The organism is Sphingobacteruim zhuxiongii, from assembly GCF_009557615.1.
GTDB classification, from domain to species: domain Bacteria; phylum Bacteroidota; class Bacteroidia; order Sphingobacteriales; family Sphingobacteriaceae; genus Sphingobacterium; species Sphingobacterium zhuxiongii.
Genome location: NZ_CP045652.1, coordinates 616,264 through 637,010, shown reverse-complemented (window position 1 = coordinate 637,010; position 20,747 = coordinate 616,264). Strand labels below are relative to the sequence as shown.

The following is a 20,747-nucleotide window of genomic DNA, read 5'->3' as shown; positions in this document are numbered from 1 at the left end:
TACAAAAATTGGTCTACTTTTCGCTGTTATTTAATATCTTTTGATTTGTAGATTAAAATTTAGCCTTTAACAATTTTTTGCTAATTATTTACATATTTTTGCGCTTGTGAGGTACCTATTTATTCTTCTAACGCTACTGTGCTTTGTCTCGAGTTACGGACAAATAACTCCAACACCTGCCCCAACCGGCAGTGAAATGCGTTTATTATCCTCTGATCGCAGTCGATTTATCAATCAAAAAATCCTCAGGAGTTATCGTCCCATGTATGAGCACAAAGGTTCAACCCTATCTGCAGACAGTGGAGACCTGTACAAAGATGATTTAGGCCGCGAGTTTTTTGAAGCGCATGGTAATATTGTCATTAATCAACCTTCTGGTACCACCATCTACGGAACGCACTTACACTATGATGCGGAGTCGCAACAAGCGGTGTTGACTAGAAATGTCCGCATGGTTGATGGTGAAACAACTTTAACGACAAATTACCTGACTTATAATATGCGTAGCCAACGTGGAACATACCGCAACGGTGGTCGTATTGAAGGGAAAGGCGATACCATTACTTCCCAAAGTGCTTATTATTTCGAAACCTCCAAAGACGCATATTTTAATAATAAAGTGGTTGTCCGCTCTCCAAATGTGATAATCTATACAGATACCATGCAGTATAACACCATGTATAGAGATGCATTTTTCTTCGGTCCAACAAATATTAAGGGCCGCAAGGGTGAAAATCTTTATACCGAGAAAGGGACCTACAACACCGCATTTGGAATCGCAAAATTCAACAAAAATAACCTCTATACGGAAGGCAGTCGCTTTTTGAAAGGCGATAGTCTTTTTTATGACCGAAATAAAGGGCTTGGTGAGGCTTTTCGCAATGTTGTATTCGTAGATACCTTGGATAAGTTTTATTCCGAAGGAGGCTACGGCAAATACATTGAATCCGATCAATCGATCTTAATGACTGACAAACCCTTAGTTAAATATGTCATTCAAAATGATTCCAGCAATAGTAAGGTCGACACGACAAACGCAGATAGTCTGAAAACGGATAAAAGTCTGTCCAAAAAAGAAATTAAAAAGCTTGAACGAGAAAAGGAAAAAGAGCTAAAAGAGAAGCAAAAACAACAGAACGAACAGGAACTAAAGGCTGTTACAGATACAACGGAAAACAAACCATTGGTTCCGTCAAAGCAAGCACCTCAGGTTGACACCGCCTATATGACGGCAGACACCTTGTATTCTCGCGTAATATTTGTTCGGGATTATAAACCCCTAGACCTTAAATTAGACCGAAATGGTGGGCAAATAGAAGAAACCACTGAAGTCGATTATGGAGACCTAGACGACTCGACCTCTTTTGATAACGCGGACTCATTGTCCTTAAAACTTGATTCGAACAAAATAGCGGATAAGAGTCCGCAAATTAATAGTAAAAAAATTGAGGGTGCTAAAAAAGTTATCGCACCTAAAAAAGCGCCAGAGAAAACCAAAGCAGCAGACTCCTTAAACATAGAGCTGACGACAAAGGCAGATAGTGTTTTGAGAAAGAAAGCAGAGATGCCAACAGGAAATGAGCATGACGAGTTAATAACGGATGCGCTTAAATCTGCACAAACCGCTGATACGCTATTGAAAGATTCCACACAGCTATTTGCAGACACGGCGAGGACGCGTATTGTTCGTGCAAATTATAATGTGCGAGTATTTAAATCTGACCTACAAGCTGTTGCCGACTCTGTTTATTATGGCATGGTTGATTCCATGTTCCGCTTTATGGGAAAACCAATGATTTGGTCTGATGGATCTCAGATATCCGCGGATACCATTTTTATGCAAATAAAAAATGGCAAGATGGATAATGCCTTACTTAAGCAAAATGCCTTTATGGTGAATGCGGTATTAGACACCCTAAAATTCAATCAATTAAAGGGTCGAAAAATTACTGCATTTTTCGCTAACAACAGTATAGAACGTCTTTTCGTTGATGGTAACGCCGAGAATCTCGTGTTTTCAACGAACGATAAAACGAAAACAATTACAGAGATGTTTCACGACCGAAGTAGTCGAATCAAGATTACGATGGAGAACAATAAAATTATTGATTACGTTTCTATCCGCAAAATAGATCAAAAGATATACCCTTTTAAACTCGTTACACAGGAAATTGAAGTGTTACCAGGCTTTCAATGGAAACCCGAGGATAGGCCGAAGTCTGTCGAAGACATGTTAAACCGGAAGCGAGCTCCACAGAGTAGTGTCCCAGACACAGAAAAAGACGATAAAAAAGATGCTAATGAGAGCAGTAGTCCTGTCGAGACAAAAGCAGGCGAAGTAAAAAAATTGAATCCTGCCACTAAAAAAATCGAAGAAAAAATCCAGAATTAACTAGTTCTTTTTAACTAATTGAGCCTAGTTCAACCTATTCTCTTTCGAATTTGATGGGTTGAGCTAGGCTTAAGGTCCGAACTAGTCTACTACCTGCTGTTTTAAAAAGCCGTATCCCTTTCTAGATCTCCGACTTTAAGAAATCCACCAGTTTAGCAATCGCTTTTGCTCTATGACTAATTTTGTTCTTTTCTAGCATACTCATTTCCGCAAAAGTCTGCGTATAGCCTTCAGGAATAAAAATAGGATCGTATCCGAATCCTTCTGTTCCGATACGATTTGTGATAATGTTTCCCTCAACTGTTCCCTCAAAAAAATGCTGCTCGCCATTTAAGTAAAGCGAAATCACGGTTTTAAAACGCGCATTTCTATTCGAACTATCGCCTAATTTTTCTAATACTAAGTCAATGTTCTTCTCCATATCACGAGATCCTGAATAACGTGCAGAATATACGCCAGGTTCTCCATTTAAAGCATCAACTTCCAATCCTGAATCATCTCCAAAACAATTTACAGCGAAACGTTCGACCAAATAGTCTGTCTTTTGCTTCGCATTCTCTTGGAAGGTAATACCTGTTTCAGGGATATCATCGTGACAATTAATATCGGCCAATGTTTTCAGTATAAATCGATCGCCAACCATTTGTTGTACTTCTTCTAACTTATGAGCGTTGTTTGTAGCAAATATTAATTCCATAGTGCATAAATATCTGCCAAAATTAACATTCTGAAAAGGTAATAATTGGAAAAAATTGAAATTAGGAACCTATAAAGGTTTTGAATTCTCCCCAAAAGAGTTTTTTCTTTTGAACATCTGCAAACATCTCTTCAAAACTAAACGTATTGAAAACAGTTGCGATACGCCCTTTCATATAGGAGTTATGGGCAATAACAGGTAATTTAAGTGAGGTTGGTTCTACGCCAAGTAAGATTATTTTCTTGGGTTCAAAGAATTTCATAATACGTCCCCAGTCATTGGGATTATGCTTATTCGCCAGATTAACAACGGCAACATTACTTGCGTTTAATTGTAAAGCTCCAATCGTTTTTAGGAAAGCCTCCTCTGCTTCTGCTGAGAAGTACGGATAATCAGGATAGCGCAGAATGAAGAGAACACCCGTCGTTTTATCTCCCTGAAAAATAAATTCCTCAGCTGCTGAAATAGGTTCAGCAGACTGAGGAATATCTTGATTCGGATGATCGTGAATCGATCCTCCAGGCAAAGTAGATTGCTCACCCATTGTAAAAATGGTCTCAGACATTAATGTCTGAAGTGCAACTACGTTATCTGTTGTTAGGTTCGATGCCAATTTGATATCCGATTTTGTTATAATAGCTTATTGACCTAATACCCAAGCAAAGATCAAAGGCGCAACAATTGTCGCATCCGACTCCACGATGAATTTCGGTGATTCTGTATCTAATTTACCCCAAGTGATTTTCTCATTAGGTACGGCACCAGAGTACGAACCATATGAGGTTGTCGAGTCAGAGATTTGACAGAAATAAGACCAGAAAGGAACATCATGCCACTCTAAATCTTGGTACATCATTGGAACAACACAGATTGGGAAATCACCAGCGATACCACCACCAATTTGGAAGAATCCTACACCTTTACCAGCAGAGTTCGCACGGTACCATTCTGTTAAGTAAATCATGTACTCAATACCTGTTTTTACGGTATGAACATTTAATTGTCCTTTAATAACGTACGATGCAAAGATGTTACCAGTCGTTGAATCTTCCCATCCTGGACAGATAATTGGAATATTCTTTTCTGCAGCCGCTAAAATCCAAGAATTCTTTGGATCGATTTCATAGTATTGCTCAAGATCACCAGATAATACTACTTTATATAAAAATTCATGTGGGAAGTAACGTTCGCCATTAGCTTCGGCATCTTTCCAAGCTTTTTCTAGATGTGACTGTAAGCGTCTGAACGCTTCTTCCTCTGGGATACAAGTATCGGTTACACGATTGTAATGGTTTTCTAATAATTCCCACTCGTCTTGAGGAGTCAAGTCGCGGTAGTTCGGAACACGTTTATAGTGTGAATGTGCGACCAAGTTCATCACGTCTTCTTCTAAGTTCGCTCCAGTACAAGAAATGATAGCGACTTTATCCTGACGGATCATCTCAGCTAATGAAATACCCAATTCAGCAGTACTCATTGCTCCTGCTAAAGAAACCAACATCTTTCCACCTTCAGCAAGGTGTGTTTCATATCCTTTTGCCGCATCTACTAAAGAAGCAGCGTTAAAATGAAGATAGTTTTTCTCGATAAATTGAGAAATAGGTCCGCGTTGTGTGCTCATATTTTTTTATATCTGATATTGGGGACAAATGTACTGATTTATTCCCTATTCTTGGCTCATTACCGATTTACTTTCGCTTGAGAAGCTTGGTAAAAATGTAGGCAAAGAAAAGCAATATGATGAGTAAAATAATAAGGATGATCACTTCAGACATCCCTAATGTCCAACTGTCATTATTTAACATAGCTTTTTATTAAGAGATTGTCCATTTATCACAAGTTTCTAAAAATGCAGGATCCATATCAGCACCTATCCCCAATCCATCATGGATATGTATTTGGTATCCATCATATTGAATTCCACCAATAACTGGATCTTCCAGATGTCCAACCATACAGGTGTCCAGATCATAGAATTTCACATTGGGTGCAGCGTATGCAAAATGAACTTTCGCCGCAAGTGCTAACCGACTCTCAAGCATTCCTCCAATCATACATGGAATATGGTATTCCTGCGCAACAGACTGAATCTTGAGAGACTCCGCAATGCCAGATGATTTTGAAAATTTAATGTTGATATAATCGCAGCTATCCGTGCGGCAAAGTCTTTCAGCATCATGATGATTATAAACAGATTCATCCGCCATAATAGGCACAATAGTTTCCGTACGTAATTGCGCGAGTAGATGATCATTATAGGTACGCATTGGCTGTTCGCAGAATTGTATTTTCAGCGGCTCTAAGCCTTGTAAGGCTTCCACCGCCTCTTCATAACTCCAACCTTGATTTGCATCGATTCGAATTGGAATATCAAATCCAACAGATTGACGAATTGCCTTGATACGTGCAATATCATCCTTTGGTTTCTTTCCAAGTTTAACTTTGAGTGCTACAGCTCCGCCTTCGTGCAGTTTTCTTGCTTTCTCTGCCATAACTTCTGGCGACGCGATTCCCAACGTGATGTCTGTTACAATATCTCTAACCTTTCCTCCGAGAAATTGATAAAGAGGAACCCCTGCATTCTTTGCAGACAGATCGTAAAGCGCCATATCAAATGCGGACTTGATTGTTGCATTTCCGGCGATATACAAATGAAGTTCCGCCATGCGTTCTTCAATTTGCAAGGGATCTTTCCCTAATAGAATCTTGGCAAAGTCCTTTGCAACCGCAATACAGGTATTTTGTGTCTCCCCTACGATCATTGGAAATGCTGAACATTCTCCTACGCCATAGTATTCAGAATCTGTCTTTATTCGAATAAATGTGTTTTGAGCGTAGTCCATAGTTCCTGTCGCAATAACGAACGGTTCCATGGGGATACTCAGTCGGTATATTTCAATTTCGGTAATAATCATAATTCATTTGTTATATCAACAAAATTAGCGAATGATATTTCAATTTTACAATCGATTGGCGAATCAAATACGATATCAATAATAATAAGACCATATTTTATGTATTACTCAACATATTCTTATATTTTTTATTAGTTTTTCAATAAACTGTTATTTTTATTCGTATATTAGCAAACCTATTGTTAAAATATAAAATATTCACAACACAATGCAGCAAGAAGGACTATATAATCCAGCGTTTGAACATGATGCCTGCGGGGTAGGTTTTGTAGCCCATATCAAAGGACAAAAATCTCACCGACAGGTACAAGACGCTCTGACCATGTTAGAGAACATGGAGCACCGCGGAGCATGCGGATGCGACCCTGAATCAGGAGACGGAGCAGGGATCATGATTCAATTACCTCATGAATTTCTTTGGGAAGAGTGTATTAATCTAGGTATACAATTACAAGAGCCTGGTTACTACGGAGTCGGTATGTTATTCCTGCCGAAGGAAGCTGAAATGAATGCAATCTGTCGTCAAGTGATTGCTGAGGCTGCGGAAGAGCGAAAGATGGAACTTTTAGGTTTCCGGACAGTCCCAGTAAATCGTAGCGGAATTGGTCCAACAGCTTTAAGCGCAGAACCTGAGATTGTTCAATTCTTTATCTCTAGACCGGAAGGAGTTGGTAATACAGAAGATTTTGAAAGAAAACTATACGTCTTAAGACGCCTAATAATCCAAAAAATCAAAACGTATCAAGCCTACCCGCTTCCTCTTTATATTGCCTCACTTTCTTGCAAAACAATAGTTTACAAAGGTCAATTAACCACTTACCAAGTGGGATCTTACTTTAAAGACTTACATGATCCGCGCGTTGTATCTGCTTTCGGCTTAATTCACTCGCGATTCTCAACAAATACTTTCCCTTCATGGTCCTTGGCGCAACCTTTCCGTATGATTGCTCATAATGGCGAGATCAATACTTTGACCGGAAATCTAAATTGGTTCTATGCTGGCGTACGTGCATTGTCGTCGCCGTATTTTACCGACGAGGAAATGGAAATCCTATTGCCTGTGGTTGACCGTGGTCAGTCCGATTCTGCTTGTTTAGATAACGTTGTTGAACTGTTACTACATAGTGGGAGAAGTTTACCGCATGTGATGCTGATGCTAGTTCCTGAAGCTTGGGATGGTAATGAGCAAATGGATCCATTGAAAAAAGCATTCTATGAATACCACGCAACATTGATGGAACCATGGGATGGTCCTGCTGCCCTTTGTTTTACGGATGGTAATATCATTGGAGCAACATTAGACCGCAACGGTCTCCGTCCATTGCGTTATGCTGTTACAAATGATGACCGTGTTGTCGTTGCTTCTGAAGCTGGTGCATTACCAATCGACGAATCGACCATTATTCTAAAAGGTAGACAACAACCAGGTAAGATATTCGTCGTAGATATGGAAGCTGGAAAAATTCGCTCAGACGAAGAGGTAAAAGGCGAACTTGTTCGTCAACAACCTTATGGTGAGTGGATTAATAACTATAAAATTAAATTAGAAGAATTAGCAGATCCTCGTGTTACTTTTACTTACCTATCGAAGGAATCTGTATTTAGATACCAACAATCTTTTGGCTATTCTCGTGAGGATATTGAAACAATATTAACTCCAATGGCCTTAACCGGTTATGAGCCAATCGGCTCGATGGGAACAGACGTACCATTAGCAGTTTTATCTGATCAACCTCAGCATATTTCTAGCTATTTCAAACAATTCTTTGCTCAAGTAACCAACCCTCCAATCGACCCGATTCGTGAACGATTGGTCATGAGTCTTGCAACCTTTATTGGAAACGCAGGAAATATACTTATCGAGGATAAAAAATTCTGTCATTGTGTAACACTAGAGCACCCTATTTTAACTTCGAGTGAGTTAGAAAAACTGCGCTCAATTGACACAGGTGTATTTCAAGCGAAAACTATTCAAAGTTATTTCCGCGCGGATGGTAAACCTGGCTCTTTAGAAGCTGGTCTAGATAGACTATGTCGCTACGCTGATGACGCTGTAAAAGATGGCTTTGAGGTCATTATTTTATCAGACAGAGCAATAGACTCCCAACACTGCGCGATACCTTCTTTATTAGCCGTTTCTGCCGTTCATCACCACTTAATTAAAACCGGAAACCGCGGTGCAGTGGGACTAGTCGTAGAGGCTGGCGACGCATGGGAAGTTCATCACTTTGCATGTTTATTAGCATTCGGAGCGACTGCTATTAACCCATACATGGCGTTAGCAAGTATTCGAACTATGCGCGAGCAAGGTCAACTTGAAACGGATTTGACTTGGGATGACTTGAAGAAAAACTATGTAAAAGCGGTATGTAATGGCTTATTGAAGATCTTCTCGAAAATGGGAATATCGACTTTACAGTCTTACCATGGCGCTCAGATCTTTGAGGTTTTAGGTATTGATTCTTCTGTGGTAGACAATTACTTCTGTGGTGCCGTTTCTCGAATCGGTGGACTTACATTAGATGATATTGCTAAAGAAGCTTTAGCTAAACATTGGCGAGGTTTTGAACACAGCAGAGTAACGCCAAAGTTATTACCTGAAGGAGGTCTATACCAATGGAAACGTCGTGGTGAAGGTCACTTATGGAATCCTCAAACTGTTCACTTACTTCAACAAGCTTGTAGAACCGACAGTTTTGAAACTTATAAAAAATACGCAAGTCTAATTAACAACCAAAAAGAGCATATGTTTACGCTTCGTGGTTTATTAGAGTTTGCTAAACATCGCACACCAATCGCTATTGACCAAGTAGAACCGGCAAGCGAGATTATGAAACGCTTTGCAACAGGTGCCATGTCATTTGGATCTATTTCCCATGAAGCACACAGCACACTTGCGATCGCAATGAACCGTATTGGCGGTAAATCAAATACTGGTGAAGGTGGTGAAGATGAAATTCGCTATGCGAAATTACCAAACGGAGACTCGATGCGCTCAGCGATCAAGCAAGTCGCATCCGCACGCTTCGGGGTAACATCAAACTACTTAACGCAGGCTGATGAGATTCAAATCAAGATGGCTCAAGGAGCAAAACCTGGCGAAGGTGGTCAGCTTCCTGGACATAAGGTTGATGATTGGATTGCAAAAGTTCGTCACTCAACACCTGGAGTGGGATTAATTTCTCCTCCTCCACATCACGATATTTATTCTATCGAAGATTTAGCACAGTTAATTTTCGATTTGAAAAATGCTAATAGAGACGCCCGTATCAACGTAAAACTGGTTTCCAAGGCCGGCGTTGGTACTATCGCCGCAGGAGTGGCAAAGGCGCATGCTGACGTAATCTTAATCGCTGGTTATGACGGGGGGACTGGAGCTTCCCCCATCAGCTCTATCAAACATGCCGGACTACCTTGGGAATTAGGTCTTGCAGAAGCACATCAGACTCTTGTACAAAACAAACTTCGTAGTCGCGTCGTATTACAAGCCGACGGTCAAATGAAGACTGGTAGAGATTTAGTTATCGCAACACTACTTGGTGCTGAAGAATGGGGAGTGGCAACAGCTGCATTAGTTGCAGGAGGATGTATTATGATGCGTAAGTGTCACCTAAATACATGTCCTGTAGGTGTTGCAACACAAGATCCAGATTTAAGAAAACTGTTCTCTGGAAAACCTGAAGACGTTGTAAATCTATTTGGCTTCTTAGCTGAAGAGATGCGCGAAATTATGGCTCAGTTAGGATTCCGTACTATCAACGAGATGGTGGGTAGAGCACAATTCTTGAAAAAAAGAGAAGATTTACCACATTGGAAAGCATCTAAAATTGACTTCTCGGGTATCTTACATGTTGCTGCAAACGCAAACGGACAGACACTATACAATACCGAAGAACAAGATCACGGCATGAGCATGATCTTAGACTGGGGATTATTGACACAAGCAAAACCAGCATTAGAAGGAAAAACTCCAGTATTCGGAACGTTCAACGTGAAAAACACAGACAGAACAATCGGTACATTATTGTCGAATGAGATTTCTAAACTGTACGGTTCAGAAGGTCTTCCAGACAATAGTATCAACTTTAAATTTAAAGGATCTGCTGGTCAATCATTCGGCGCCTTCAATACCAAAGGGATATCTTTCGAGCTAGAAGGAGAAGCCAATGACTACGTCGGAAAAGGTTTGTCTGGCGCGCAACTAGCGATCTATCCAGCTGCAGAAAGCACTTTAGTGCCTGATGAAAACATCATTATTGGTAACGTGGCATTATACGGAGCAACATCAGGTCATTTATTTATCAATGGTCGTGCAGGGGAACGCTTTGCAGTGAGAAACTCCGGAGCAACAGCAGTTGTAGAAGGTATTGGTGACCATGGCTGTGAATACATGACGGGAGGTAGAGCACTCATCCTTGGTGAAACGGGAAGAAACTTTGCAGCAGGTATGAGTGGCGGTATCGCTTGGGTTTACGATGTAAAGGGAAATTTCCGTGAAAACTGCAATAAAGAAATGGTTGATTTAGATCCACTAGAATCTGAAGATGAAACAGCAATTATCAATTTATTGAAAAAGCACGTCTTACTTACCAAGAGTGAAAGAGCAAATGCTATTCTTACTAATTGGGCAGCAGAGAAGAATAAGTTTATTAAAGTATATCCTAGAGAATACAAACAAGTTATTCAGAGAAAATTAGTAACAGCATAAGCAAGGAGGAATATTATCATGGGAAAACCAACAGGATTTTTAGAATATGAAAGAACGCTTCCTCAGAAAGATGCTGTGGAAAGCAGAAAACAAAATTATCAAGAGTTTGTTCAACCCTACTCGGATGATCAACTAAGTAATCAAGCAGCACGTTGTATGAACTGCGGAATTCCATTTTGTCACTCAGGCTGTCCGCTTGGGAATGTCATTCCGGAATTTAATGATGCAGTATATGATGGCAAATGGGAAGAAGCATATCAGATATTATCATCTACGAACAACTTTCCAGAGTTTACTGGCCGTATTTGTCCAGCACCGTGCGAATCAGCATGTGTATTGGGTATCAACAAATCTCCAGTTGCCATTGAAGAAATTGAAAAGCACATTATTGAAATTGCTTATAAGAAGGGCTATGTGCAACCAAATAAAAGTTTCCTAAAGACAGGTAAACGTGTTGCGGTTGTAGGCTCTGGTCCATCCGGATTAGCTGCTGCTGCTCAATTGAACAAAGCTGGACATGATGTTGTCGTTTATGAACGAGACGACAAAGTAGGTGGACTACTGCGTTATGGTATTCCTGACTTTAAATTAGATAAATCAGTTATCGACCGTCGTATCGCTGTAATGGAAGAATCTGGCGTGGAATTTAGAACCAATTCAGAAGTTGGGAAAAATGTTCCAACACAAGAACTAAAGGAATACGATGCGGTTGTTCTAGCAGGAGGTTCAACGATTCCTCGCGACTTAAAGATTCCAGGAAGAGAGCTTAATGGCGTACACTACGCAATGGACTTCCTAAAACAACAAAATAAGCGAGTTGGCAATTCAGCTATTGAAGTTGAAGAGATTCATGCAAAAGGTAAGAATGTATTAGTAATCGGTGGTGGTGACACAGGATCTGACTGTGTTGGTACGTCTAACCGTCACGGGGCACAATCTGTTACTCAATTTGAACTAATGCCTACCCCTCCTCAAACACGCACAGAAGCTATGCCTTGGCCAACTTATCCGATGTTGTTAAAAACAACCACTTCTCATGAAGAAGGATGTCAGCGTCATTGGAGCATTAGCACCAAGGAATTCTTAGGCGATGAAAACGGAAATCTTCGTGCCGCAAAAGTCGTGGATCTTGCTTGGGAAACCGATGAAACTGGACGTCCAATCAAGTTTGCAGAAGTAGAAGGATCTGAGCGTGAAATCCCTTGCGAATTAGTAACCTTGGCGATGGGATTCTTGAATCCACAACACGAGGGCTTATTACAACAGCTCGGTGTAGATTTAGACCCTCGAGGTAATGTATTGGCTAGTGAAGCAGAATATAGAACCAATATCAGCAATGTTTTCACAGCTGGTGATATGCGCAGAGGACAGTCTCTTGTCGTTTGGGCTATTTCTGAAGGCCGTGAATGCGCAAGAAAAGTTGATGAATTCCTAATGGGATCATCTGTCTTAGAAAGTAAAGAAGCGGTTTATAACTACGCCTAAAAAGTAGTTATCAAATCTTATTCATTTGATATACGAGTATAGCGGCAATTTAATTGTCGCTATACTCATTTTTAGACCTATTACATTTAGCAACGAGCAATCGCATTAGATATAGTTTCATAGGAAAACGAATGCGAAGTATGAAAGGCAGATGACGACTTATTTTCTACAGTTATCTCAATCAAACTAATACAAGCACAAAAAAGAGAACCAAGATTACCTATTGCTACTCGACTAACAATATCTACCGTTTACTATCAAAAAAAAAGGTTCCAATCTTTCGATTGAAACCTTAAATAGTAGCGGGGACCAGACTCGAACTGATGACCTTCGGGTTATGAGCCCGACGAGCTACCAACTGCTCCACCCCGCAATATATTTTGAATGTCTTTGGATTAAGCCTCGCGCTTAATCCGTTTAGTAGCGGGGACCAGACTCGAACTGATGACCTTCGGGTTATGAGCCCGACGAGCTACCAACTGCTCCACCCCGCAATATATTTTATGAAATCTGATCTCGTTGCGTCGTAGATGCAGATTATATTATCTCCGAATTGGAGCACAAAGATATTATTTGTTTCTTTGTAAAACAAATAAAAAAGAAAATAATGTCGCATAAAGCTGGATTCGTAAGTATCATAGGAAAACCTAACGCGGGTAAATCTACCCTAATGAACGCGTTAGTGGGGGAAAAGATGTCAATCATCACGCCGAAGGCGCAAACTACAAGACACCGAATTATTGGTATTGTTAACGACGAAGACCATCAAATTGTCTTTTCTGACACTCCTGGTGTTATCAAACCTAACTATTCTCTTCAGGAATCTATGATGAATTTCGTGATGGGATCGATCATCGACGCTGATATTCTTTTATTTGTTACAGATATTAATGAAAAGTATGATGAAAACGATGTGTTGGAGAAATTACGCAATACAAGCTCTCCAGTAGCCGTTGTAATCAATAAGGTTGACAAATCCACAGAAGAAGAAGTCAAAGCGAAAATAGAGTATTGGAAAGAGAAGATTAATCCAGAAGTTATTTTCCCTATCTCGGCGTTATTAGGGTACAATGTAGAATCTGTAATGGCCTACATTAAGGAAAAATTGCCTGAGCATGCTCCATATTATGAAAAAGACGAATTGACAGATAAATCACTTCGTTTCTTCGTGTCGGAAATTATTCGTGAAAAAGTCTTCAAACTGTATGACAAAGAAATTCCATACAGCACAGAGGTGATTATCACTTCATATAAAGAAGAACCAAAGATTACAAGGATTGCTGCAGAAATCATCGTAGAGCGCGATTCTCAAAAGAATATTATCATTGGGAAAGCTGGTGCAATGATTAAAAAGGTTGGAACCTATGCACGTCAAGATATTGAGGAATTTATTGGAAGAAAGGTCTTTTTAGAAATGTTCGTCAAGGTTTTACCTGACTGGCGTAGTAAGAAAAACTATCTTAAGAGATTCGGATACGAGGACTAATCGGCATCTCTAACAAAATAAAAAGAAAAATATAAGGCCCTTAGGGTTCTTGTATAGTAGCTTCTAAGTCGCTAAGCCTCTTCTTAGCCTTCTTAGGAGCTTCTTTTTGTCCAGACAACTTATTCCATATATTTCTAGATTCTTTCGTTAGAAGCGGCGAAACAACGGATAAAATCAACACATAAACTACTACGAAGGATTGAATGACCGGCAAAAGCTGACCAGCCTTACCAATATTCGCCATAATAATCGAAAACTCTCCTCTTGCTGACAAGGTAAAACCGATATCCACGGAGTTCTTCGGTTGCAGATTCGAAAACTTTGTAGCAAAATAACCCGAAGCCACATTTCCGATAACAGTGATTAATGCGGCAAACGCAGCCCATCCTACTGCCCCTCCTAGAGAATACATATCAATGGATAGTCCGAAACTAAAGAAGAACATTGCACCAAAAAAATCTTTGAACGGCAAAACCATACCCTCAATCTTTTTCAGATATTTAGAATCCGCAAATACTAATCCTGCCATCAAAGCACCTATGGCCTCTGCAACGTGGATTGTCTCAGAGAATCCTGCAATTGTAAAAAGTAAACTGAAAATAATAAGGATAAATAGCTCTGAAGACTTTTCCTGAAGAAGACGGTCAATAAAGGGAATTAATTTTCTACCAAGTATCAGGAACGTTAAGATAAAGCCTAAAGCAAGCAATGAAGTTCCAGCAACAGCCCAGAAAGAACTACTTCCCGTTAATATCAATCCTGATAAAAAGGAGATATGCATGGCAATAAAGAGATCATCGAACATGATCATCCCCATGATAACTTCTGTTTCTGGGTTCGCTGTACGCTTCAGATCGGTTAACACTTTGGCTACAATTGCAGTAGAAGAACTCGTCATAATACCACAAAGCACCATCATTTCCTTAAACGGTAAGTCCATCATCCAGCCGACCAACAGCCCCGAAACAAAGTTCAACGCAACATAGAAACTACCGCCAGCAACAATAGATTTACCGGATTTTATCAAACGGCCAACAGAAAACTCTAAACCCAAATAAAATAGAAGGAACAATACGCCCAAACGCCCCATAAAATCAATAAAGGGTTTGCTTTCAGTAAACGTAAAGAACTTCCAAATTGAGTTAACCAAATTGGTTAAACTTTCGTTCCCAATGCTAGCCAATCCATCAGCAACAAACCCTGGGTAGGATTCGTTGCCTAATACCATTCCAATTACGATAAAAAAGGGAATAACTGAAAAACGAAGTCTATTGGCAAGTAAGCCAACCAAGGCTACCAGTAAAACAGCAATTCCAATTTCAATAATAATTGTATTAGGCATAGGCGAATATTATAGAAGGATTTCTTTTAAGAGTTTGATATTTTTCAACTTCCCTGCAATAACTAACGTTGCGCCGGGTTGAATTACATAATCGGGACCTGGATTGATAATCGTTTCATCATCACGAATAGCCGCGATAATTGATGCTCCTGTACGTTGTCTTACTTCCAGCTCACCGATACTTTTATTGACACCGTCATTCGACGACTCAACCTTGTACCATTCAATACGTAAATCGTCTAAAGCAACTTCAATGGTTTCTAAGGCCTTCGGTTTATAGGATAATCCTCCTAAAATACCTGCAACCTGTCGTGACTCTTCATCCGACAAAGTCATTACACAGTGGGTTTCATTGTCTTCATCTTCGTGGCGATATAGTTCGCGACGACCATCGTCATGAATAACAACTACCATATTGTCACCTGCTTCGGTTTCAATCTGATATTTTTTCCCAATGCCTATTAGATCACTTTCTCTAACTATCGACATGTTAACTTTTAAATTAAATAAAACTTAAGAATATTAAAACTCGGTTTACCCAAATATAGGCATAATCCTGCTACTTTGTGGCATCGATGATCTTGTAAGTGCCATCCTCTCGTTGCTCAGGCCTTCCAATAGCGATACTTTTTGAGTGATAAAACATGAATACCCAACCTTCCGGAGCACCGGCAGCCCAATATTCTTCACGCAATTTCTTCGCCCGGCGACCATCATAATCATACTTAGCAATGAAGTTTCGAAAGATTTCTTCAGGCTCTGGTAATTCGTCCCCTCCGAAGAAGAAATGCTCTTCTTCTGTTTGAATATGAAAAACCTGATGAAACTCAGAGTGTCCTCCGGAAAGCTCATAACGTATCTCGTCGTTTAAATGACCATCGCCATTAACAAAGACCAAATTACCGCTGCGTTGTAGCACATCAAAAACGTCGGTACGATAAGATGGCGACTCGGTACTAAATGCGGCCTCCCACTCTTGCTCTTGAATAATGTACTCGGCATTAGGGAATGCTACACGCTTTGACCCATCTTTAAAGTCTACCATACCATTCGCATGATCTTTGTGTAAATGGGACATTAGGACATAACGAACATCGTCGATATCAAATCCCAGCTTTTTGATATTCGCATGGATTACCAATTCATCGTCGTCTGTACGACGCCCTAGGCCTGTATCCAACAAAACTAAGCCCGCTTTGGTCTCCAACAAAAAAGGATGGATATGAACAAATAAAGATCCCGGACGATCCTTAGGATCATCTTTTTTTGGATCAAACGGAATGAATTTCTTGGATTTATCAACAGAATATGAGCCCTCATAAAGGGAATATGCTTTAACCATATCTATTTATTTGTTTACTTGCGAGTTAAGTAAGTGTGTCTATATATAGCCTACCACCTATTAGGTAGGTAACACTATAAAATGTATATTTACACGTTAAAATTTAACGCAAAGATATGCAAAAAAGGTGGGTGCTGAAACCAAAAAAAGATGTCGAGAAGATTAATAAGCTGAGGGATGAGTTAGGTGTCAGTAGTATTATTGCAGAATTGTTGTTAAATCGTGAGGTCGAAACATTCGAGCAAGCACGCATCTTTTTTAGACCTTCGTTAAACTATCTACACGACCCTTTCTTAATGAAGGGAATGGACTTAGCTATTGCCCGCATTGAAAAAGCAATCGGCAATAATGAAAAAATATTGATCTATGGTGATTACGACGTAGATGGTACCACTGCCGTATCGGTCGTTTATAGTTTTTTTCGCAATTTCCATTCTCGAATCGAATATTATATTCCTGACCGCTATAAAGAGGGTTATGGAATCTCCACAGCGGGTATTGACTACGCCCATGAAAATGGATTCTCGTTAATTATTGCACTAGACTGTGGAATTAAAGCCAATGATAAGATTGCATACGCCAATTCCAAGAACATAGACTTTATTATTGGCGATCACCACTTACCTGGCGATGAACTCCCAGAGGCCGTTGCTGTTCTCGACCCTAAACGCGCAGACTGTCTTTACCCCTACAAAGAATTATCTGGATGCGGGATAGGTTTTAAAATCATACAAGCATTCATTTTACAGAATGACATGGACATGGAGCTTGCCTACCAATATTTAGATTTGGTAGCCGTAAGTATCGCGTCCGATATTGTCCCTATAACTGGCGAGAATCGAATTCTTGCTCATTTTGGATTGATTAAGCTAAATGGCAATGCAGGTTGCGGATTACAAGCCTTAATCAATCTGTCCTCTCATAAAACCGGACAATTCACAGTAAACGATATCGTTTTTCAAATTGGACCACGAATCAACGCTGCAGGACGAATTGACCACGCGAAAGATGCAGTACAATTGCTGATTGCAAAATCATTATCCGAAGCAAAAGAGTTCTCAGTTAATATTGACGATCAAAACAATGTCCGCAAAGACTTTGATTTGCGAATTACCGAAGAGGCATTGTCCCTCTTAGACAACGACGCTCAACAAAAAACAAAGAAAACGACTGTTCTTTATAAATCTGACTGGCACAAGGGAGTAATCGGAATTGTGGCGTCTCGTTTAACCGAGCGCTATTACAGACCAACCATTATTTTAACGGAAACCAATGGACATATTGCTGGCTCAGCACGTTCGGTATTAGGATTCGATTTATATGAAGCATTGAGTGAATGTAGCGATTTATTAGATCAGTATGGAGGCCACAAATATGCGGCAGGACTTACGATGCAGCAGAGCAACGTGGTTTTATTCCAAGAGCGTTTCGAAGAAGTAGTAAGCCGTTCTATTAAGCCAGAAATGCTACAGCAAGAAGTCTTGATCGAAAAAGACATCAAGCTTAGTGAAATCGACAGTAAATTCTATCGAATATTAAAGCAATTTGAACCGTTTGGACCTCAAAATGAGGCACCCATCTTCATGACTAAACATGTAACGGTTGCTGCTCCAGCTTATATTGTTGGCAGCACTCATTTGAAACTTACCGTTAAACACGAAGATTCATCCACATTTGAATGCATAGGATTCGGATTAGGAGAGCATGTGAACAGTATAAACTCAGGAAAATCATTCGATATCTGCTACAGTATCGAGGAAAATAATTGGCGTGGCAAAAAGAATTTGCAGCTAAATATAAAAGCTATTCGATTTTAAAAAATATCTTTGCAAGGAAAGGTTAAGCCCATGATTCTTAAAGCAGAACATCTCATCAAGAAATACAAACAACGTACAGTTGTTAATGACGTATCATTTCATGTGGAACAAGGTGAAATTGTCGGACTATTAGGACCCAACGGTGCTGGTAAGACTACTTCATTCTATATGATTGTAGGTCTGATTAAACCCAATGAAGGTCATGTCTATCTTGATGACTTGGAAATCACAGCCGATCCGATGTATCGACGAGCGCAACGAGGTATAGGGTACCTTGCACAGGAAGCCTCGGTCTTCAGAAAGTTATCGGTAGAAAATAATATCCTATCGGTTTTGGAGATCCATTATCCAAACAAAGCCGAACGAAAAGAAAAACTGGAAGAGCTCCTAACGGAATTTAGCTTACATCGTGTTCGTAAAAACCGCGGAGATCTATTATCTGGAGGAGAACGAAGACGTACGGAAATCGCACGAGCGCTTGCTGCCAACCCCAATTTTATTCTACTAGATGAACCTTTTGCCGGCGTCGACCCGATTGCCGTAGAAGAGATTCAAACAATCGTTGCAAAACTTAAAACACGTAACATTGGTATTCTTATTACCGATCACAATGTACAAGAAACATTATCTATTACGGACCGAGCCTATTTACTAACGGAAGGAAAGATTATGTTGACAGGCACACCTGAGGAAATTGCGAACAATGAACTTGCGCGTAAGTTTTATCTAGGTAGACATTTTGAATTACGCCGCAAAAAGTTTTAAATTTAGGTTTTAACATACCATATGGCCTTACTCAATTCTCTCTTTACGTGGATCATGAAAAAGCGAATACATCAAATCGAGCTTTTCTTGAAGTATCCGCATGACGTACAAGAAGAGTGGTTCCAGAGCTTAATATCGGCGGCAGAGGCTACCGAATGGGGAAAAAAACATGACTATCACAGCATATTGACTCCAGAACATTACAAAGAACGCGTGCCAATTCAAGATTACGATAGCCTAAAGGGTTATATCGATCGTATGATTAAGGGAGAGCAGAACATCCTTTGGCCCTCCGACATCAAATGGTTCGCGAAGTCTTCCGGCACGACAGCCGACCGTAGCAAATTTATTCCAGTTAGTATAGAAGCCCTAGAGGAATGTCATTTTCAAGGAGGGAAAGACATGCTTTCTATCTATTGTCATAACAAACCTGAAAGTAAGATCTTTACTGGAAAATCTGTAGTCATTGGTGGTTCATCGCAAATAAATAATTTTAGTCCGGACTCCTATTATGGTGATTTATCGTCGATCTTAATTCGAAACTTGCCATTCTGGGTAGAATTCAAAAGAACACCCAATTTGGAAGTGACTTTGAATCCAAATTTTGAAGAAAAGATTGAACAGATTTGTCAAATCACCCTGAAGGAGAATGTGACCAGTCTGGCAGGAGTACCAACCTGGAATATGGTTATGGCCAATAGAATACTAGAAATAACAGGAAAAGAAAACCTATTAGAAGTATGGCCTAATCTAGAGTTTTACGGACACGGAGGCGTTAGCTTTAAACCTTATCGCGAGCAGTTCAAGAAACTGATCCCTACCGACAACATGTATTACTTAGAGAACTACAATGCCTCTGAAGGATATTTTGGATTACAAGATCGTTCGGATTCCGATGATCTATTACTCATGCTAGATTATGGAATTTACTATGAATTCCTTCCGATGGAAAATCTAAATGATGAACATCCGAAAACATTGGGTCTGCATGAAGTCGAGATTGGTAAAAACTATGCACTAATCATTACAACCAATGCGGGATTATGGCGCTATAAAATCGGTGATACGATTAAATTCACCTCACTAGCCCCTTACCGTTTCCAGATTTCTGGACGTACCAAACAATACATCAATACATTCGGAGAGGAAGTAATTGTTGATAATGCCGATCACGCGTTAGAAGCTGCTTGCCTAGCTACTGAAGCAAGTATAAAAGATTATACCGCCGGCCCGGTTTATTTCAAAGAGAAGGGTGCAGGCGCACACGAATGGATTATCGAATTTGAGAAACAACCGCAAGACTTTACTCGTTTTTGCGAAGTGCTTGATCAAACCTTACGAGAAATTAATTCTGATTACGACGCAAAGCGTTATAAGAATATGGCCTTGTCGGCTCCTATTATTCATAATGCTCCGGCAGAGACTTTCTACCAATGGATGAAGTCTCGAGGCAAGTTGGGAGGGCAAAACAAAGTCCCTCGCTTAGCTAACAATCGAGAATACTTAGAGTCTATTTTAAAAATTATTTCTTAGCAGAGAACAATTAGGGAAAGTAATCTTTTCCCTTAGCTGACATTGTAAATATCTTACGATGCAACTCGCCACGTCCTTACGACTTTACACGTCCTATTCAGAGATCTTACATAACCAATACAGAACCTTCGGTGTACGGTTTTGAAAAGGAAGTGAAAGGGATGTGAAAGGGAAGTGAAAGGGAACTAGCGCATAGAAGCACATTTAACATCATGAATTTTCATGCGCCAACAGTAACATCTGCATGTTTGCTCAAATGAATTAA

The 20,747-nt window shown here is 40.0% G+C and carries 14 protein-coding genes and 2 tRNA genes; 7 read left to right on the top strand and 9 right to left on the bottom strand.

Going from position 1 to position 20,747, the window contains the following annotated elements; genetic code table 11:
• Positions 1-196 precede the first annotated feature (196 nt).
• Complete coding sequence (locus GFH32_RS02710; RefSeq protein WP_153509610.1) at positions 197-2,392, top strand: OstA-like protein; 2,196 nt, start codon at positions 197-199, stop codon at positions 2,390-2,392.
• A 121-nt stretch (positions 2,393-2,513) separates the two neighbouring features.
• Here the strand turns inward: GFH32_RS02710 and GFH32_RS02705 are convergent, their stop codons facing one another.
• From GFH32_RS02705 to GFH32_RS02690, 4 genes are all read right to left on the bottom strand, one after another.
• Positions 2,514-3,089, bottom strand: a complete 576-nt coding sequence (locus GFH32_RS02705) for a non-canonical purine NTP diphosphatase (RefSeq protein WP_153509609.1) — start codon at positions 3,087-3,089, stop codon at positions 2,514-2,516.
• A gap of 61 nt (positions 3,090-3,150) precedes the next feature.
• Positions 3,151-3,702, bottom strand: a complete 552-nt coding sequence (locus tag GFH32_RS02700) for a hypothetical protein (protein ID WP_228384203.1) — start codon at positions 3,700-3,702, stop codon at positions 3,151-3,153.
• 27 nt (positions 3,703-3,729) lie between these two features.
• Entirely contained in the window at positions 3,730-4,710 is a 981-nt protein-coding gene (locus GFH32_RS02695; RefSeq protein WP_153509608.1) for a deoxyhypusine synthase family protein, read from the bottom strand.
• Positions 4,711-4,903: 193 nt separating this feature from the next.
• Positions 4,904-6,004, bottom strand: coding sequence for a mandelate racemase/muconate lactonizing enzyme family protein (locus tag GFH32_RS02690; RefSeq protein ID WP_153509607.1), 1,101 nt, complete (start codon positions 6,002-6,004; stop codon positions 4,904-4,906).
• 208 nt (positions 6,005-6,212) lie between these two features.
• Between GFH32_RS02690 and gltB the strand changes: the two genes are divergently transcribed.
• Both gltB and GFH32_RS02680 read left to right on the top strand, forming a co-directional pair.
• Entirely contained in the window at positions 6,213-10,712 is a 4,500-nt protein-coding gene (gene gltB, locus GFH32_RS02685) for a glutamate synthase large subunit (RefSeq protein ID WP_153509606.1), read from the top strand.
• Positions 10,713-10,730: 18 nt separating this feature from the next.
• The gene (locus GFH32_RS02680) at positions 10,731-12,197 is read left to right on the top strand and encodes a glutamate synthase subunit beta (protein WP_153509605.1); all 1,467 of its coding nucleotides are present in this window, start codon (positions 10,731-10,733) and stop codon (positions 12,195-12,197) included.
• 300 nt (positions 12,198-12,497) lie between these two features.
• Here GFH32_RS02680 and GFH32_RS02675 read toward each other — a convergent pair.
• Both GFH32_RS02675 and GFH32_RS02670 read right to left on the bottom strand, forming a co-directional pair.
• Positions 12,498-12,570: transfer RNA gene (locus tag GFH32_RS02675), tRNA-Met, on the bottom strand.
• A gap of 48 nt (positions 12,571-12,618) precedes the next feature.
• A tRNA-Met gene (locus GFH32_RS02670) sits at positions 12,619-12,691 on the bottom strand.
• Between the two features lie 113 nt (positions 12,692-12,804).
• Between GFH32_RS02670 and era the strand changes: the two genes are divergently transcribed.
• Positions 12,805-13,683, top strand: a complete 879-nt coding sequence (gene era, locus GFH32_RS02665; RefSeq protein WP_153509604.1) for a GTPase Era — start codon at positions 12,805-12,807, stop codon at positions 13,681-13,683.
• Between the two features lie 40 nt (positions 13,684-13,723).
• Here era and GFH32_RS02660 read toward each other — a convergent pair whose 3' ends face one another.
• From GFH32_RS02660 to GFH32_RS02650, 3 genes are all read right to left on the bottom strand, one after another.
• Positions 13,724-15,025 (bottom strand): cation:proton antiporter, encoded by a 1,302-nt coding sequence (locus GFH32_RS02660; RefSeq protein WP_153509603.1) that lies wholly within the window; start codon positions 15,023-15,025, stop codon positions 13,724-13,726.
• Between the two features lie 9 nt (positions 15,026-15,034).
• On the bottom strand, positions 15,035-15,514 hold the full coding sequence (locus GFH32_RS02655; RefSeq protein WP_153509602.1) for a cation:proton antiporter regulatory subunit: 480 nt from the start codon (positions 15,512-15,514) through the stop codon (positions 15,035-15,037).
• Positions 15,515-15,584: 70 nt separating this feature from the next.
• A complete protein-coding gene (locus GFH32_RS02650; protein ID WP_153509601.1) occupies positions 15,585-16,367 on the bottom strand; it encodes an MBL fold metallo-hydrolase in 783 nt (260 codons plus the stop codon).
• Between the two features lie 116 nt (positions 16,368-16,483).
• Between GFH32_RS02650 and recJ the strand changes: the two genes are divergently transcribed.
• The 3 genes from recJ to GFH32_RS02635 are packed head-to-tail and all read left to right on the top strand — an operon-like array spanning position 16,484 to position 20,482.
• Complete coding sequence (gene recJ / locus GFH32_RS02645; RefSeq protein ID WP_153509600.1) at positions 16,484-18,184, top strand: single-stranded-DNA-specific exonuclease RecJ; 1,701 nt, start codon at positions 16,484-16,486, stop codon at positions 18,182-18,184.
• A gap of 30 nt (positions 18,185-18,214) precedes the next feature.
• On the top strand, positions 18,215-18,949 hold the full coding sequence (lptB, locus tag GFH32_RS02640; RefSeq protein WP_153509599.1) for an LPS export ABC transporter ATP-binding protein: 735 nt from the start codon (positions 18,215-18,217) through the stop codon (positions 18,947-18,949).
• Positions 18,950-18,970: 21 nt separating this feature from the next.
• Positions 18,971-20,482 carry a GH3 auxin-responsive promoter family protein gene (locus GFH32_RS02635; protein WP_153509598.1) on the top strand — a complete coding sequence of 504 codons (1,512 nt, stop codon included), beginning with the start codon at positions 18,971-18,973 and terminating at the stop codon, positions 20,480-20,482.
• Positions 20,483-20,747: the final 265 nt, after the last annotated feature.